The organism is Glycomyces sambucus (assembly GCF_900102815.1).
GTDB classification, from domain to species: Bacteria; Actinomycetota; Actinomycetes; order Mycobacteriales; family Micromonosporaceae; genus Glycomyces; species Glycomyces sambucus.
In genome coordinates this window covers 794,507-807,742 of record NZ_FNGF01000002.1, presented here as the reverse complement: position 1 = coordinate 807,742, position 13,236 = coordinate 794,507, and the positions used below count along the sequence as shown (strand labels likewise).

At 74.1% G+C, this 13,236-nt stretch carries 8 protein-coding genes and 1 pseudogene; 3 read left to right on the top strand and 6 right to left on the bottom strand.

What is annotated here, in order from left to right:
* Positions 1-30 precede the first annotated feature (30 nt).
* Entirely contained in the window at positions 31-903 is an 873-nt protein-coding gene (locus BLS99_RS08865) for a helix-turn-helix domain-containing protein (RefSeq protein ID WP_245712189.1), read from the bottom strand.
* 154 nt (positions 904-1,057) lie between these two features.
* Here BLS99_RS08865 and manD point away from each other — a divergent pair, with 154 nt between their 5' ends.
* Positions 1,058-2,296, top strand: coding sequence for a D-mannonate dehydratase ManD (gene manD, locus BLS99_RS26890; RefSeq protein WP_091047070.1), 1,239 nt, complete (start codon positions 1,058-1,060; stop codon positions 2,294-2,296).
* Positions 2,297-2,493: 197 nt separating this feature from the next.
* Here manD and BLS99_RS08855 read toward each other — a convergent pair.
* Positions 2,494-4,887, bottom strand: a pseudogene (locus BLS99_RS08855) (ATP-binding protein); the annotation flags it as partial.
* A gap of 189 nt (positions 4,888-5,076) precedes the next feature.
* Between BLS99_RS08855 and BLS99_RS08850 the strand changes: the two are divergent.
* Positions 5,077-6,621, top strand: a complete 1,545-nt coding sequence (locus tag BLS99_RS08850) for a long-chain-fatty-acid--CoA ligase (RefSeq protein ID WP_091047062.1) — start codon at positions 5,077-5,079, stop codon at positions 6,619-6,621.
* Position 6,622: 1 nt separating this feature from the next.
* Here the strand turns inward: BLS99_RS08850 and BLS99_RS08845 are convergent, their stop codons facing one another.
* Entirely contained in the window at positions 6,623-7,810 is a 1,188-nt protein-coding gene (locus tag BLS99_RS08845) for a sulfotransferase family protein (protein ID WP_176953262.1), read from the bottom strand.
* 168 nt (positions 7,811-7,978) lie between these two features.
* Positions 7,979-10,024, bottom strand: a complete 2,046-nt coding sequence (locus BLS99_RS08840) for a glycosyltransferase (RefSeq protein WP_091047054.1) — start codon at positions 10,022-10,024, stop codon at positions 7,979-7,981.
* A gap of 268 nt (positions 10,025-10,292) precedes the next feature.
* On the opposite strand from BLS99_RS08840, the gene BLS99_RS08835 reads away from it, so the two are divergent.
* Positions 10,293-11,474: a magnesium and cobalt transport protein CorA gene (locus BLS99_RS08835; protein ID WP_091047051.1), complete on the top strand. Its 1,182-nt coding sequence runs from the start codon at positions 10,293-10,295 to the stop codon at positions 11,472-11,474.
* A gap of 4 nt (positions 11,475-11,478) precedes the next feature.
* Here the strand turns inward: BLS99_RS08835 and BLS99_RS08830 are convergent, their stop codons facing one another.
* Complete coding sequence (locus tag BLS99_RS08830) at positions 11,479-11,880, bottom strand: YbaB/EbfC family nucleoid-associated protein (protein ID WP_091047048.1); 402 nt, start codon at positions 11,878-11,880, stop codon at positions 11,479-11,481.
* Positions 11,881-11,975: 95 nt separating this feature from the next.
* A complete protein-coding gene (locus BLS99_RS08825) occupies positions 11,976-13,196 on the bottom strand; it encodes an ROK family transcriptional regulator (protein WP_091047045.1) in 1,221 nt (406 codons plus the stop codon).
* Between the last annotated feature and the right edge of the window lie 40 nt (positions 13,197-13,236).

Genomic DNA, 13,236 nt, shown 5'->3' with positions numbered 1-13,236 from the left:
ACCGACTGGTGGTCGATTCTCACCACCGGGTCACGCCGGTCCGCGGGCCTCGCCGCGGAGCGCGGAGGTGAACGAGGCCGCGTGCTCGTGGCCGCACGCGCACGTGCGCTCGGTCTCGACCAGGAAGGCGCGCGGCGGCAGGCCCGTGAGCCGCACGCACTCGCGCGTCAGGTGCGACTGGTCCGCGTAGCCGACGCGCAGCGCCAGCAGCGCGAGCCCGTCGCCGTCCGGCGCCCGGCCCTGCGCGATCGCCTGCTGCACCAGCGCGAGGAACCCCTGGAACCGCAGCATCCGGTGCAGCGTCTTCGGTGCGAGCCCCACGGCCGCATGGCAGCGGCGCCGCAGCTGCGACTCCGACAGGTGGAGGGTCGAGCGCAGCGGGGCCACTCCCGTCGCGCCCCAGACGCCCAGGTCGCGCACCATCGCCGACACCAGCGCGTCGGGCGGCGGGGCCGCGCCCGCGCGGTCGAGGACGTCGCGCTGCATCGCGGCGAGCGCGGCTTCCGGCGACGGCGCCCCGCCGACCGCCTCGCCCAGCGCCGAAGCCGAACGGCCCCACAGCTCCTCGGTGTCCAGGGCGAGACCCGTCAGTTCCGAGGCGGGCATCCGCACCAGCGAGGAGAACGCGCCCGGCCGGAACCGCATCCCGACCACCACGGTGCCCGGTGCGAGCACTTCGACCCGCGGTGCGGCGAGGGGGCCGGCCACCCGCGGCGCCGACCCGATCGTGCAGGTCAGCTCCATCGAGCCGTTCGGGATGCGGCGGTGCGCGTACGGCGCGGCGCCGCGGCCGACCTGCTGCACCCACACCGAGGACACGAGGCCGCGCAGCGCCGGCACGGGCAGGCGCTCGACGTGGCTCTGCCCGTCGACCGGGGGCGAGGGGAACCGTTCGACGGTCACGCGACCAGTATGCCTCCGGGCCCCCGCGCGGGGAAGGACGAAGGGCCCTTGGCCGAGGGGCGGGGGAGGGCCGCACGGTCGGCGGGCAAACGGTTGACACCCGTTCGGCCGCATGTTTGAATTCCCCCCGACTCGCACCCCATGAGGAGACTCGATGATCATCGACAAGGCCGAAGTCGTCGTCACCAGCCCCGACCGGAACTTCGTCACCCTCAAGCTCACCACCGACGACGGCCTCACCGGGATCGGCGACGCGACCCTGAACGGCCGCGAGCTGGCGGTCGTGTCGTACCTGACCGAGCACGTGGTGCCGCTCCTGCTGGGGCGCGACGCGCACCGGATCGAGGACACGTGGCAGTTCCTGTACCGCTCGGCGTACTGGCGGCGCGGCCCGGTCACGATGGCGGCCATCGCCGCGGTCGACATGGCGCTGTGGGACATCAAGGGCAAGGCCGCGGGGATGCCGGTCTACCAGCTCCTCGGCGGCGCCTCGCGCAACGGCCTCCTCGCGTACGGGCACGCCTCCGGCAAGGACCTCCCCGAACTCTTCGACTCCGTCCGCTCCCACCAGGAGCAGGGGTACCGGGCCATCCGCATCCAGACCGGGGTCCCGGGGCTGAAGTCGATCTACGGGATCGCCTCGAACGCCACCTACGAGGCCATGGACGGGGTCCGCTACGACCACGAGCCGGCCCAGCGCGGCGCGCGTCCGGCCGAGGAGGACTGGGACACGCGCTCCTACCTCCGCCACGTGCCCGGGGTGTTCGAGGCCGTCAGGAACGAGTTCGGCCCCGAACTCCCGCTGCTGCACGACGCGCACCACCGGCTCACCCCGATCCAGGCCGCGCAGCTCGGGAAGTCGCTCGAACCCTACGACCTGTTCTGGCTCGAAGACGTCACGCCCGCAGAGAACCAGGAGGCGCTGCGCCTGGTCCGGCAGCACACCACGACCCCGCTCGCGATCGGCGAGATCTTCAATACCGTGTGGGACTACCAGCAGATCATCCGCGAGCAGCTGATCGACTACGTGCGCAGCGCCGTCACGCACACCGGCGGGATCTCGCACCTGAGGAGGGTCCTCGACTACGCGGCGCAGTACCAGATCAAGTCGGGCATGCACGGCCCCACCGACATCTCGCCCGTGGGCATGGCCGCCGCGATGCACCTGGGACTGTCCATTCACAACTTCGGCATCCAGGAGTACATGAAGCACGGGGCGAAGACCGACGAGGTCTTCCGGCAGTCCTTCACGTGGACGGACGGGTTCCTCCACCCCGGCGACGCGCCGGGCCTCGGTGTCGAGCTCGACGTGGACGAGGCCGGGAAGTACCCGTACGTGCAGGCGTACCTGCCGTTCAACCGTCTCGCCGACGGCACGGTCCACGACTGGTGAGCCGCCTGTAACGCATTGGGCCCCAAGGCGTCCAGGATCCGGAGCGATTCGGTCTCGCCCGACCGGTGCCCGGTCGCGCGGTGGAGCTCCAGCGCCTGCCGCGCCAGCTCCGCGGCCTCCTCGGGCCGGCCCGTCTCCAGGCCGACCGCGGCGAGCACGTTGAGCGCCCGGCCCTCCAGGAACCGGTAGTCGCCGTCCCGGGCGGTCCGCAGCGCCTCCCGCGCGGCGGCCTCGGCGCGGGCCGGGTCGCCGGTGCGGAGCACGGCCCCGGACCGCTCGACCATGGCCTCGACCCGGTGGAACACCGTGGCCTCGTGCTCGGTCATCGCCAGCACCTCGTCGTACAGGGCGACCGCCTCGGCGTGGTGGCCCGCCGCGTCGCGGGCCGCCGCGAGCATCACCGTGGCGGCGGCCTTGTTGCGGTGCTCGATGGCGTCCGACTGGGCCTCGACGGCCCGGGCGGCGAGTTCGCGGGCCTCGGCCGGGCGCCCGGCGGCGAGCAGGAGCCGCGCCTGGACCTCGAGCCGGTCGCCGGTCCGGTCGATGGTGACGCTGTCGCGCATCAGCGCGTCCGCCTCCCGCAGGCGGGCGTCGGCGAGTTCGAGCCTGCCCCGGAAGACCAGGATCTCGGCCAGGTGCGTCAGCAGGGCGACGCTCACGGCGTGGCGCCGCGCCTCCGCGGCCAGCTTCAGCGCCTGTTCGAGGTAGTCGATCCCGGTGTCGAGCTCGCCCATCAGCGAGTGGAAGAGGCCCAGCCAGTGCAGGTTCGTGCCCTCGGCCCGGGGTTCGCCGATCTCGCGGAACGCGTGCAGCGCGGCGTAGGCGTGCTCCAGCCCCTCCCGCATCCTGCCGAGGTAGTAGCAGGCCACCGCCAGGTTGCCCTCGGCCGAGGCCGCGCCCGCGAGCCAGTCCGCGCGCCGCGCGAAGGCGGCGGTGTCGCGCAGCCGCACCACGGCCTCGTCGAGCCGGTTGGCGCGCATGAGGGCGCAGCCCAGCGCGTTCGCCGCCGCCGCGAGGCCGAGCGGGTCGCCGTCCGCCTCGGCCGCGTCGAGGGCGGCGCGGCCCAGGCGCACGCCGTCGTGGCCGATCATGTGGAGCCACACGTACCCCCGCAGCACGTCGGCCAGCAGCCACGCGAACTGGTGCGGCCCGTGCGCGGCGGTGTGCTCGGCGGCGGCGATGAGGTTGTCCCACTCGGCCTTCAGCCAGGCGGCGGCCTCCTCGTCCGTCAGCACGGGGCGCTCGCCGAGCGGGGCGGGGACCGGGACGCCGACCATGGCCGGGTACAGGGCCGCGCGGCAGGCGTCGGCGGCCTGGAGGTACCAGTCGAGGAGGCGGTCGAGGGCGCCTGCGCGGCCGGGCTCGGTGGCGAGCAGTTCGGCGGCGTAGAGGCGGATGAGGTCGTGGAGGCGGTGGCGGCCCCGGTCGTCGTCCGCGACCGGGTGCGTCTCCACCAGGTGCGCCTCGGTCAGGGTCCGGAGCGCGCGTTCGGCGTCCGGGCCGCCGTGGAGGCGGGCCGCCGCCTCGGGGCCGAAGTCGGGGCCGGGGTTGAGGGCGAGGAGCCGGAAGAGACGGGCCGCGTCTGGGTCGAGGGCCCGGTAGGACCAGGAGAACACCGCGCGGACGTCGACCGTGTCGTCCTCGACCGCGAGCGTGTCGAGGCGCGAGCGCTCCAGTTCGTCGGCGACCTCGCGCAGCGCCAGCCCCGGGCGCGTGGCGGCCCGCGCGCCCACGATGGCGAGCGCGAGCGGCAGGCCCGCGCACAGGGTCGTGATCCGTTCGGCCGCTTCGGGTTCGGCCGCGAGGCGGGCGGCGCCGAGCTGGCGTTCGAGGAGCGCGTCGGCCTCGGCCCGGTCGAACGCCCCGATCTCGACCACCCTGGCGCCGTGCGAGGCGGCGAGCCCGACGAGCGTGCGGCGGCTGATGACGAGCGTGTGCGCCTGCGCCGAGTCCGGGAGCAGCGGCCGGACCTGGGCGGCGTCGCGCGCGTTGTCGAGGACGAGCAGGCGGCGCTCGCCGCGCATGAGGCTGCGGTACAGCGCGATCCGGGCGTCGGGGTCGGCGGGGACGCGCGCGGGCTCCACCCCGAGGGAGACGAGGAGCTGGCGGACGGCCTCGGCCGGCGCCACGACTGCGCCCTCGGGCCCGAAGCCGCGCAGGTCCACGTAGATCCGCCCGCCGGGGAACCGGTCGCCGGAGCGGTGGCCCCAGTGCAGCGCGAGCATGGTCTTGCCCGCGCCGCCGACGCCGGAGAGGACGACCAGCGGGCTCGCGGGGTCGTCGGCCGCGGCGTCGAGCGCGGCCAGGCTCTCGGCCCGGCCGGTGAACGCGGCGGTGCCCGAGGGGAGCGTCACCGGGCCGTGCGCCTGCGGCCGCGCCCGCCCGGCGAGGGCGGCCAGGTCCGCCTCGTCCAGGCCCAGGGCCTCGACGATGAGGCGCAGCGTGCGCGGCTGCGGCCGCACCCGGCCCGCCTCGATGTCGCGGATGGTGCGCGTGCCCACGCCCGCCTTCAGGGCCAGCTCCTCCTGCGTCATCATGGCCCGGACCCGCAGGGGCCGGAGATCGACGGGGCCGCTCGCGCGCTCTGGCATGCCGCAATGATAGGCGGACCCGCCACCGGGCCGGACCGGCGAACCGCGGACCGGTCCGCGCGCGGGGCTGGCCTAGGCGACCGACCGGTAATACCCTCATTCCAGCGGACCGACGGTCACCGTCCGGTACTCACCGGCCGCGGCCCGGCCCGCCTCCCCGTCCCGATGATGTGACCCGCGGAGGCACGCATGCTCAACCTGGCCGCCCTGCTCGAAGACACCGCCCGCGCGCACCCCGACCGGGTCGCGACCGTGCTCGGCGCGTTCCGCTCGACCTACGCGGAGCTGAACGCCGCGGCCGACCGCGTGGCCGCCGGGCTCCTCGCGCACGGCGTCGGACCGGGCGACCGGGTCGCGCTCTCGTGCCCGAACCTGCCGTACTTCCCGGTCGCCTACTACGGGATCCTGAAGGCCGGCGCGGTCGTGGTGCCGCTGAACGTACTGCTCAACGAGCGCGAGGTCGCCTACCACCTGCGGGACGCGCAGGCGAAGGCGTACTTCTGCTTCGAGGGCACGCCTGAACTGCCGATGGGGGAGCGGGGGCGCGGCGCGTTCGCGCAGGCGCCCGACTGCGACCTGTTCGTGCTCATCACCGCCGATCCGACCGCTCCGGCGCCCGAGGGCGAGACGACGCTGGCCGGGTTCGGCCGCGACCCCGGGCCGGGCGCGGTCTCGCGCGCGACCTCCGAGTCCGACACGGCCGTCGTGCTCTACACCAGCGGCACCACCGGCGAGCCCAAGGGCGCCGAGCTGACGCACGCCAACCTGGTGCTCAACGCGGTCATCTGCAACCGGCTCTTCGACATGCGGCCCGGCGACGTGCACCTGGTGACGCTGCCGCTGTTCCACTCCTTCGGGCAGACCGTCCAGATGAACGCCGGCCTCGCCACCGGCTCGACCCTGGTCCTGCTGCCCCGCTTCGACCCCGACGCCGCGCTGTCGCTCATGGAGAGCGAGCGGGTGACGTTCTTCGCGGGCGTGCCGACCATGTACTGGGCCCTGCTCAACCACCCCGGCGCCGACGACCACGACCTCGCCGGGATCGCCGCGGCCCTGCGGGTGGCCGTCTCCGGCGGGTCCTCGCTCCCCGTCGAGGTCCTGCACGGGTTCGAGGAGCGCTTCGACGTGCCGATCCTGGAGGGCTACGGCCTGTCCGAGACCAGCCCGGTCGCCACGTTCAACCACATGGACCGCCCGCGCAGGCCCGGCACGGTCGGCCAGCCCGTGTGGGGCATCGAGGTCCAGGTGCGGCGCGAGGACGGGGGCGTCGCCGGCACCGGCGAGCCCGGCGAGGTCTGCGTGCGCGGCAGCAACATCATGAAGGGCTACCTCGGGCGGCCCGAGGCCACCGCCGAGGCGCTGGACGAACAGGGGTGGTTCCGCACCGGCGACATCGGCGTGCGCGACGCCGACGGCTACCTGTCCATCGTGGACCGCAAGAAGGACATGATCATCCGGGGCGGGTACAACGTCTACCCGCGCGAACTCGAAGAGGTCCTCCTCACCCACCCCGACGTCAGCCTGGCCGCCGTCATCGGCGTGCCGCACGAGGGGATCGGCGAGGAGGTCAAGGCGTTCGTCATCCGCCGCCCCGGCGCCGCGGTCACCGAGGACGCGCTGGTCGAGTGGTGCCGCGAGCACATGGCGGTCTACAAGTACCCGCGGATCGTCGAGTTCGCCGAGGCCCTGCCGATGACCGCCACCGGCAAGATCCTCAAGCGCGAGCTGTCCTGACCTACTCCATCCGCATCTTCTCGACCAGGCGCGCGTAGTCGCCGAACGCGTACTCGACCTGCTCCGGGGTGAGCCCGTACCGGGTGAGCTCGTACTCGTGCTGGCGGCCGATCCCGGGGCGGGCGAGGACGTCGCCGAGCGTCGCCGCGTCCATGTTCGTCCACGTCGCGCCCAGGCGCTCGTACAGGATCGGCACCTTCTGGTGCGGCTCGGCGGCGAGGCACGGGTACGGGACGTCGATGAACGCCGCCCGCGGCCAGTCGACGCGGGCCTTGCGGGCGCGCTCGATCGCGTTGGCCTGGATCTTGAGCCAGGTCGAGCCGATCGCGTACAGGTCGGGGTCCCGCTCGTGCATGAGCTGCGAGGACTCCACCAGTGAGCACAGCGAGCCGATGACGGTGATCGGGTCGCGGTGGGTCCACACGATCGTCGCGTCCGGGAAGACTTCCCGGATCTCCGGCAGATGGTCGAGGTGGATGGGGGACTTGAGGATCCACCGCTTCGGCTCGCGCCCGTGCTGGAGCACCTGGAGCGCCTGCTTCAGGTACTCGTAGTCGCCGGTCCAGTCGCGCTGCTCGAACCAGTCGTAGTAGCGGGGCATGTGGACGCGGGCGAGGTGCTGCGTGCCGTGGGGGAGCAGGTAGTTGCACTCGTCGGGCTTGGCGGCGTCGAGCGGGTGGATGACCTTGAACGCGGGGGCGAGGCGCATGAAGGTGCCGACCAGGCGCTCGGTCTGCCTGATCCGGCGCCGGGCGGCCTCCTCGCCGCGGTCGATGTCGGTGAACATCCACTCCCACAGGGCCGGGCCGCGGTGCTCGGTGGACTTGGCGATGATGTTGTGCGCGAGCGTGGTCGCGGTGCGGGCGAGCCCGATGATGAAGACCGGCTTCTCGATCCGCTCCGCGGCGATCTCAGGGTGCTCGGCGACGAGCCGCCCGATCCGCAGCCGGTTCTCGATCCGCAGGCGCAGGTCGCCCATGATGGACTGCCAGCCCATCGGGCTGAGCCTGGGGCTCTTGGCGAAGCTGCGGGTGAGGACCCGCATCCCCTCGACGAACTCCGGGTCGGCGCCCGCGTCGGCGCCGGTGGCCTGCTCCGCGCGCTGGACGATCGCGTCGAGCACCCGGTCGGGGTCGCGGCGGCTCCGCAGGGTCGGCTGGAGCAGGACGTTGAGGGCACTCGTGGTCATGGACTTGCGGCGCATAGGGGGTGCGTCCCGTCTGTCGGTGGCCGAATCCGGTCATTCTCGCAGAACCGACGGTGTCCGTCCAGAGTGCGCGATCCCGCTCCGTGACGGCCCGGACGCGCACGGGAAGGGGCGGCCCGCAGCGGGCCGCCCCTTCCCTGTGCGGGGGAGCTAGGTCGTGGAGAGGGCGGTCGCGGGCGCGGCCCCCGCTCGGAGCGCGACCGGGTGGGGGACCGGTGCCGTGGTGATGTCGAGGTAGATCCGCTCGTACTCGACCAGGGTCGACTCGAGGTCGTGGGAGGCGATGAGGTCGAGGCTCGCCTGGCCCATCGCGGCCCGCACCGCCTCGTCGGCGAGGAGCGCAGCGAGGTGCCCGGCCATCGCGGCCGTGTCGCCGGGCGGGTAGAGCCAGCCGTTGCGGCCCGGCCGCACCAGGTGGGGCAGGGCCATCGCGTCGGCCGCCACCACGGGCCGGCCCGCCGCCATCGCCTCCATGGTCGCGATGCTCTGGAGCTCCGCGGTGCCCGGCATGCAGAACACGTGGCAGCGCCCGAGCGCCCCCACCAGCTCCTCGTCGGAGACGAACCCGTGGAACCGCACGCGGTCGGCGATCCCCAGCTCCGCGGCCCGCGCCTCCAGGCGCGGCCGGGCGCTGCCGTCGCCGACCAGCTCCACCAGGACCTCGGCGGGCAGGACCGCCGCCGCCTCCAGGACGTCCTCGACGTTCTTCTCCGCTTCGAGCCGCCCCACGAACAGCAGCGTCGGCGGGCCCTCGGGCGTGCGCGGGCCCGCGTAGCGCGCGCGGTCGATGCCGCACGAGATCGCCATGACCGGCCGGTCGAGTCCGTTGCGCTCCAGCAGCTCCGCGGCGCGCGGCGTCGGCGTGGTGCACACCGTGGCCCGCCCGAACACCCGGCACAGGTCCCGCCAGGCGAGGCGCGCGATCGCGCGGTGGGACCAGCGCGGCCACGGCCCGAACCCGAACAGGTTCTCGGGCATGAAGTGGTTCGTCGCCACCACCGGGACACCCGCGGCCGTGGCGGCGCGGACCGCGGCGCGGCCGACGATGAAGTGCGCCTGCGTGTGCACCAGGTCGGGGTCGATCGCGGTGAGCAGCGCGGGCACCGCCTTGGCGGCGCGCCAGGGCGGGCAGAACCGGAACGTCGGGTGGAACGGCGTCAGCATCGCCGCGATCCGGTGCACCGTCACCCCGTCCACGGTCTCCGTGACCGACGCCGCGGTGGTGGACGGGCAGACGACGTGCACCTCGTGCCCGCGCGCGGCCAGCCCCGAGGCGAGGCGGTGCGCGAAGTTCGCCGCCCCGTTCACGTCCGGCCAGTACGTGTCGGCCGTGAGCGCGATCCGCAGCGGGCCCTCCCCGCGCCGCGGCCGCGCGGGCGCCGGCTCCGGCCGCGGCGGCAGCACCCGCGCGAGCACCACCAGCCCGGCCACCGCGACGAGCGCGGGCAGCGCCATCGCCGCGAGCGTCCCCGACGCGGTCTCGCCGAACGCGAAGCCCCCGATGAGCACCGCGACGAGCGGGTCGACGATCGTCGCCGCGCCCACCGCCGTCGCGGCCGAGCCGGCCGCGTACGCCTGGTGCAGCAGCCACGCCCCCGCGAGCGCCGCGGCCGCCGCCTCGGCGACCACCACGACCACCAGCTCCGCGGCGATCGGCGCCACCGCCGCCGCGCGCACCAGCGACGACGTGAAGCCGAACAGCACCGCCGCGGCAGTCGCCAGCAGCAGGCCCCTGGTGCGGCCCTTCGTGAACCGGGCCGCGACCGCGAGCGCCGCCGCCGGCGGCAGCGCCCACTGCGCCGCCGCGACGTCCGGCGCCGTCACGACCGCGCTCGTCCCCGTCGCGGACACGACGGTCAGCCCCACCACGCCGGCGACGCTCAGCACCAGCGCCGCGACCACGCCGCGGGTCAGCGCGGTCCCGGTGAGCACCACCGTGATCGCGAGGGCCAGCATCCCGATCGGCTGCACCACCGTGATCGGCGCGAGCGTCAGGGCGACGATGTGCAGGCCGGAGCCGAGGACGGCCAGGCCGTTCCCGACGTACCAGTCGGGGGCGCGCAGGATCGTCCGCAGCGCGGACAGCCGCAGCACCGGACCGGTCGTCGACCGGTGGACGGCGCCGTGCTGGAGGAACGCGGCGCCGGCCATACAGCAGGCGCCGACGGCGGCTAGGGCGATTGCCAGGATCAGCATGGAGTCCTCTCGGGGCTCGGCACGGGGCAGGGGCGGACCGGATCGGAGTGGCGGTCCGACCGTCGTGCCCGCGCACGAGAGCACCTCACGCGCGGTCGCCGAGCTCGATTCTCTGATGCCGAAGGCGGTGCGGCGGGGCCGCAGCGTGAACGGTCGGCGAACACATCGCGAAGAGGCCGCCGCGGGCCCGGCCGGGCGCCGCGCCCCGCCCCGGACGTGCCATGCTGCCCTCGGACGGCCCCCGGCGGCCGACGAGGGAGGACAAGGCATGGGCGTCTTCAGCCGACCCCGACCCGACGACCCCGAGGACCACCCCTCGCGCAAGTCCCCGATCGACCCGGTCGCCAGCGCCGTCAAGGCCCTGCGCCCCGGCCGCGGCAAGCCCGCCCCGGAGCCCCCGGACGAGCAAGCCGCCGCACCCGAGCCCGAGCCCCGCAGCCCCCTGGTCGACAACGCCGTCTACTGCGAGGGCGACCGGATCGAACCCGGCTCCCTGGAGCAGACCTACGAACTCGTGCGCGACCGCAGGGGCATGGGCTGGATCGGCCTCTACCGGCCCGACGAGGCCGCCATCGAGGAGATCGCCGCCGAGTTCCTCCTCCACGGCCTCGCCGTCGAGGACGCCCTCGAAGCCCACCAGCGGCCCAAGCTCGAACGCTACGGCGACACGCTCTTCGTGGTCCTGCGCCCCGCCCGCTACGTCGACCCGACCGAGGTCGTCGACATCGGCGAGCTCCACGTCTTCATCGGACCCGACTTCGTCGTCACCGTCCGCCACTCCGAGACCCCCGACCTCCGCCGCGTCCGCCGCCGCATGGAGGAGGCCCCCGGCCTGCTCGCCCTCGGCCCCGAAGCCGTCCTCTACGCCATCCTCGACCAGGTCATCGACGACTACGACCCCGTCCTGCGCGGCGTCGCCGACGACCTCGACGAGATCGAGGCGCAGATGTTCTCCGGCGACGTCGCCGTCTCCCGCCGCATCTACGAGCTCGGCCGCGAGGTCATCGAGTTCGAGCGCGCCGTCGACCCGCTCCTCGACATGTTCGACGCCCTCCGCTCCGGCTTCGAGAAGTACCGGGTCGACCTCGAACTCCAGCGCCTCCTGCGCGACGCCGAGGACCACGCCAAACGCGTCTCCGAGCGCATCGACGCGTTCAAGCTGCTGCTCAACAACATGCTCACCGTCAACGCCGCCGTCGTCGGCCAGCGCCAGAACGAGGAGATGCGCCGCCTCACCGAGACCAGCCTGAACCAGAACGACGAGATCAAGAAGATCTCCTCCTGGGCCGCGATCCTGTTCGCGCCCACCCTGGTCGGCACCGTGTACGGCATGAACTTCGACCACATGCCCGAGCTGCACTGGGTGTTCGGCTACCCGTTCGCGCTGGCGCTCATGTTCGGCGTCTCGGTGGTGCTGTTCGTCGTCTTCAAGTGGCGCCGCTGGATCTGACGCCTCACCCGGCCCCGCTCTCGCCCTCGTATCCGGCGGCGCGCAGGACCGCGTCGAGGCTCTGGCGCGGGTCGACCAGGTGCGCGGTGACCTCCCGGGCCCGGCGCCGGGCGGTGACGACCGCGCGCTCGTAGGTGTCGAGGACCGCGGCCGCCTGGTCCGCGGGCTCCATGTCCGCCGCGGCGGGCAGGAACTCGACGCCGACCAGCCTGCCGTCGTACGTCACCGTGACAGCCACCTCGCGCCCCTCGGACTCGACCCGGACCCCGGCGGCGGCGATGAGGTGCCGGACGGCGCGCGCCTGCTCGTTGAGCGCGTCCATGTCCTTGCGGAAGGACCGCATCGACGCCGCGAAGTCGAACTCGGGGACCCGGCCGAGGCGGTCGGGTCCGTGCTCGCGGTCCATCGGCGGTCTCCTCGTCCTGCGGCATGGGCGGTGCGGCCGGTGACATCATCGCCCGAGCGCCCGCCGCCGACACCCCGGAGTGACACAGACCTGCCCTAGGCCGTGGCCTCCGCCGCGCCGCGCAGTTCGGGGTTCGGGGATTCGAGGAGGTTGCGCAGCACCACGGCCGCGCCGCCGAGGGCCGCCGCGAGGGCGACGTCGTCGGCGAGGTCGACCTCCACGGTGTGCACGTGCCGCATGAAGACCGAGCGGTTCAGCCACTCCTCCAGCACGTCCCGGTACGCCTGCCCCGACTCGGCGAACGCCTGCCCGGCGAGGACCACCCGGCCCACGTCGAACATGTTCACGAGCGTGACCGTGGCGACGGCGAGCCGCTGCGCGGAGTCGGCGATGAGCGCGGCGGCCGCGGCGTCGCCCCCGCGGGCGGCGCGGCCGATGCGGTTGAAGTCGGTGAGCGTGTCCGTGCCGAGGCCGAGCCGGGCGGCGAGCACCGGGTTCTCAAGGGCCCGTTCGACGACGGGCCGCGGGCCCGCGACGGGGTCGAGGCAGCCGCGGTTGCCGCACGGGCAGTCGGCGCCGAGCGCGTCGACCGAGATGTGGCCCAGCTCGACGCCGTTCGAGGTCACGCCCCGGTACGGGTGGCCGTCGAGGATGACGCCGCCGCCGATGCCGCCGGACATGAACACCACCGCGAAGCTCGACCCCGAGCCGCCCGCGGTCTGGACGCCGAGCCCGGCCGCGGTGGCGTCGTTCTCCAGGGCCACCGGCAGGCCGGTCGCCTCGGACAGGGTCTCGGCGAGCGGGTACCCGGTCCACTCCGGAGTCGGGTGCGGGGTGATGACGACGCCGGCCTCGCGGTCCTGCGGGCCGTACGTGGCCAGGCCGATCCCGAGGACCTTGCCGCTCGGCACGTCGGCGTCCTCCAGCATCCCGTGCACGGCCGCGGCGATGTCGGCGACGACCTCGGCCAGGGGCCGCTGGCCCGCGGGGGGCATGTCGCGGCGGACCACGATCCGCCCGGCCAGGTCGACCACGACGCCGACGGCCGCGAACTGGTCGAGCTGGACGCCGACCATGTAGCAGGCGTCGGCCTTGATCCCCATGAGCCGCCTGGGGGTCCCGCGGTTCGACGGCACGGTGCCGACCTCGTGGACGAGCCCGAGCTCGGTGAGCTTGCGGACCGCGTGCGTCATCGTGGCCGGGGTCAGGCCGGTGACGTCGGCCAGCTCCACGCGGCTGACGGCGCCCCGTTCGCGGATGATGTCGAGCACGACCGCCAGCGTTGGCAGGCGCGTGTCGGCGCCGAACGAGCGCAATGCGGACTCCTTACTCGGGGTGAACGGGCAGACCTCACCT

What these genes read in the sequence shown, in the direction of transcription:
- manD (WP_091047070.1), top strand. Translation starts at nt 1,058, where the DNA reads ATGATCATCGACAAGGCCGAAGTCGTCGTCACCAGCCCCGACCGGAAC.
- BLS99_RS08850 (WP_091047062.1), top strand. Translation starts at nt 5,077, where the DNA reads ATGCTCAACCTGGCCGCCCTGCTCGAAGACACCGCCCGCGCGCACCCC.
- BLS99_RS08845 (WP_176953262.1), bottom strand. Translation starts at nt 7,810, where the DNA reads ATGACCACGAGTGCCCTCAACGTCCTGCTCCAGCCGACCCTGCGGAGC.
- BLS99_RS08840 (WP_091047054.1), bottom strand. Translation starts at nt 10,024, where the DNA reads ATGCTGATCCTGGCAATCGCCCTAGCCGCCGTCGGCGCCTGCTGTATG.
- BLS99_RS08835 (WP_091047051.1), top strand. Translation starts at nt 10,293, where the DNA reads ATGGGCGTCTTCAGCCGACCCCGACCCGACGACCCCGAGGACCACCCC.
- BLS99_RS08830 (WP_091047048.1), bottom strand. Translation starts at nt 11,880, where the DNA reads ATGGACCGCGAGCACGGACCCGACCGCCTCGGCCGGGTCCCCGAGTTC.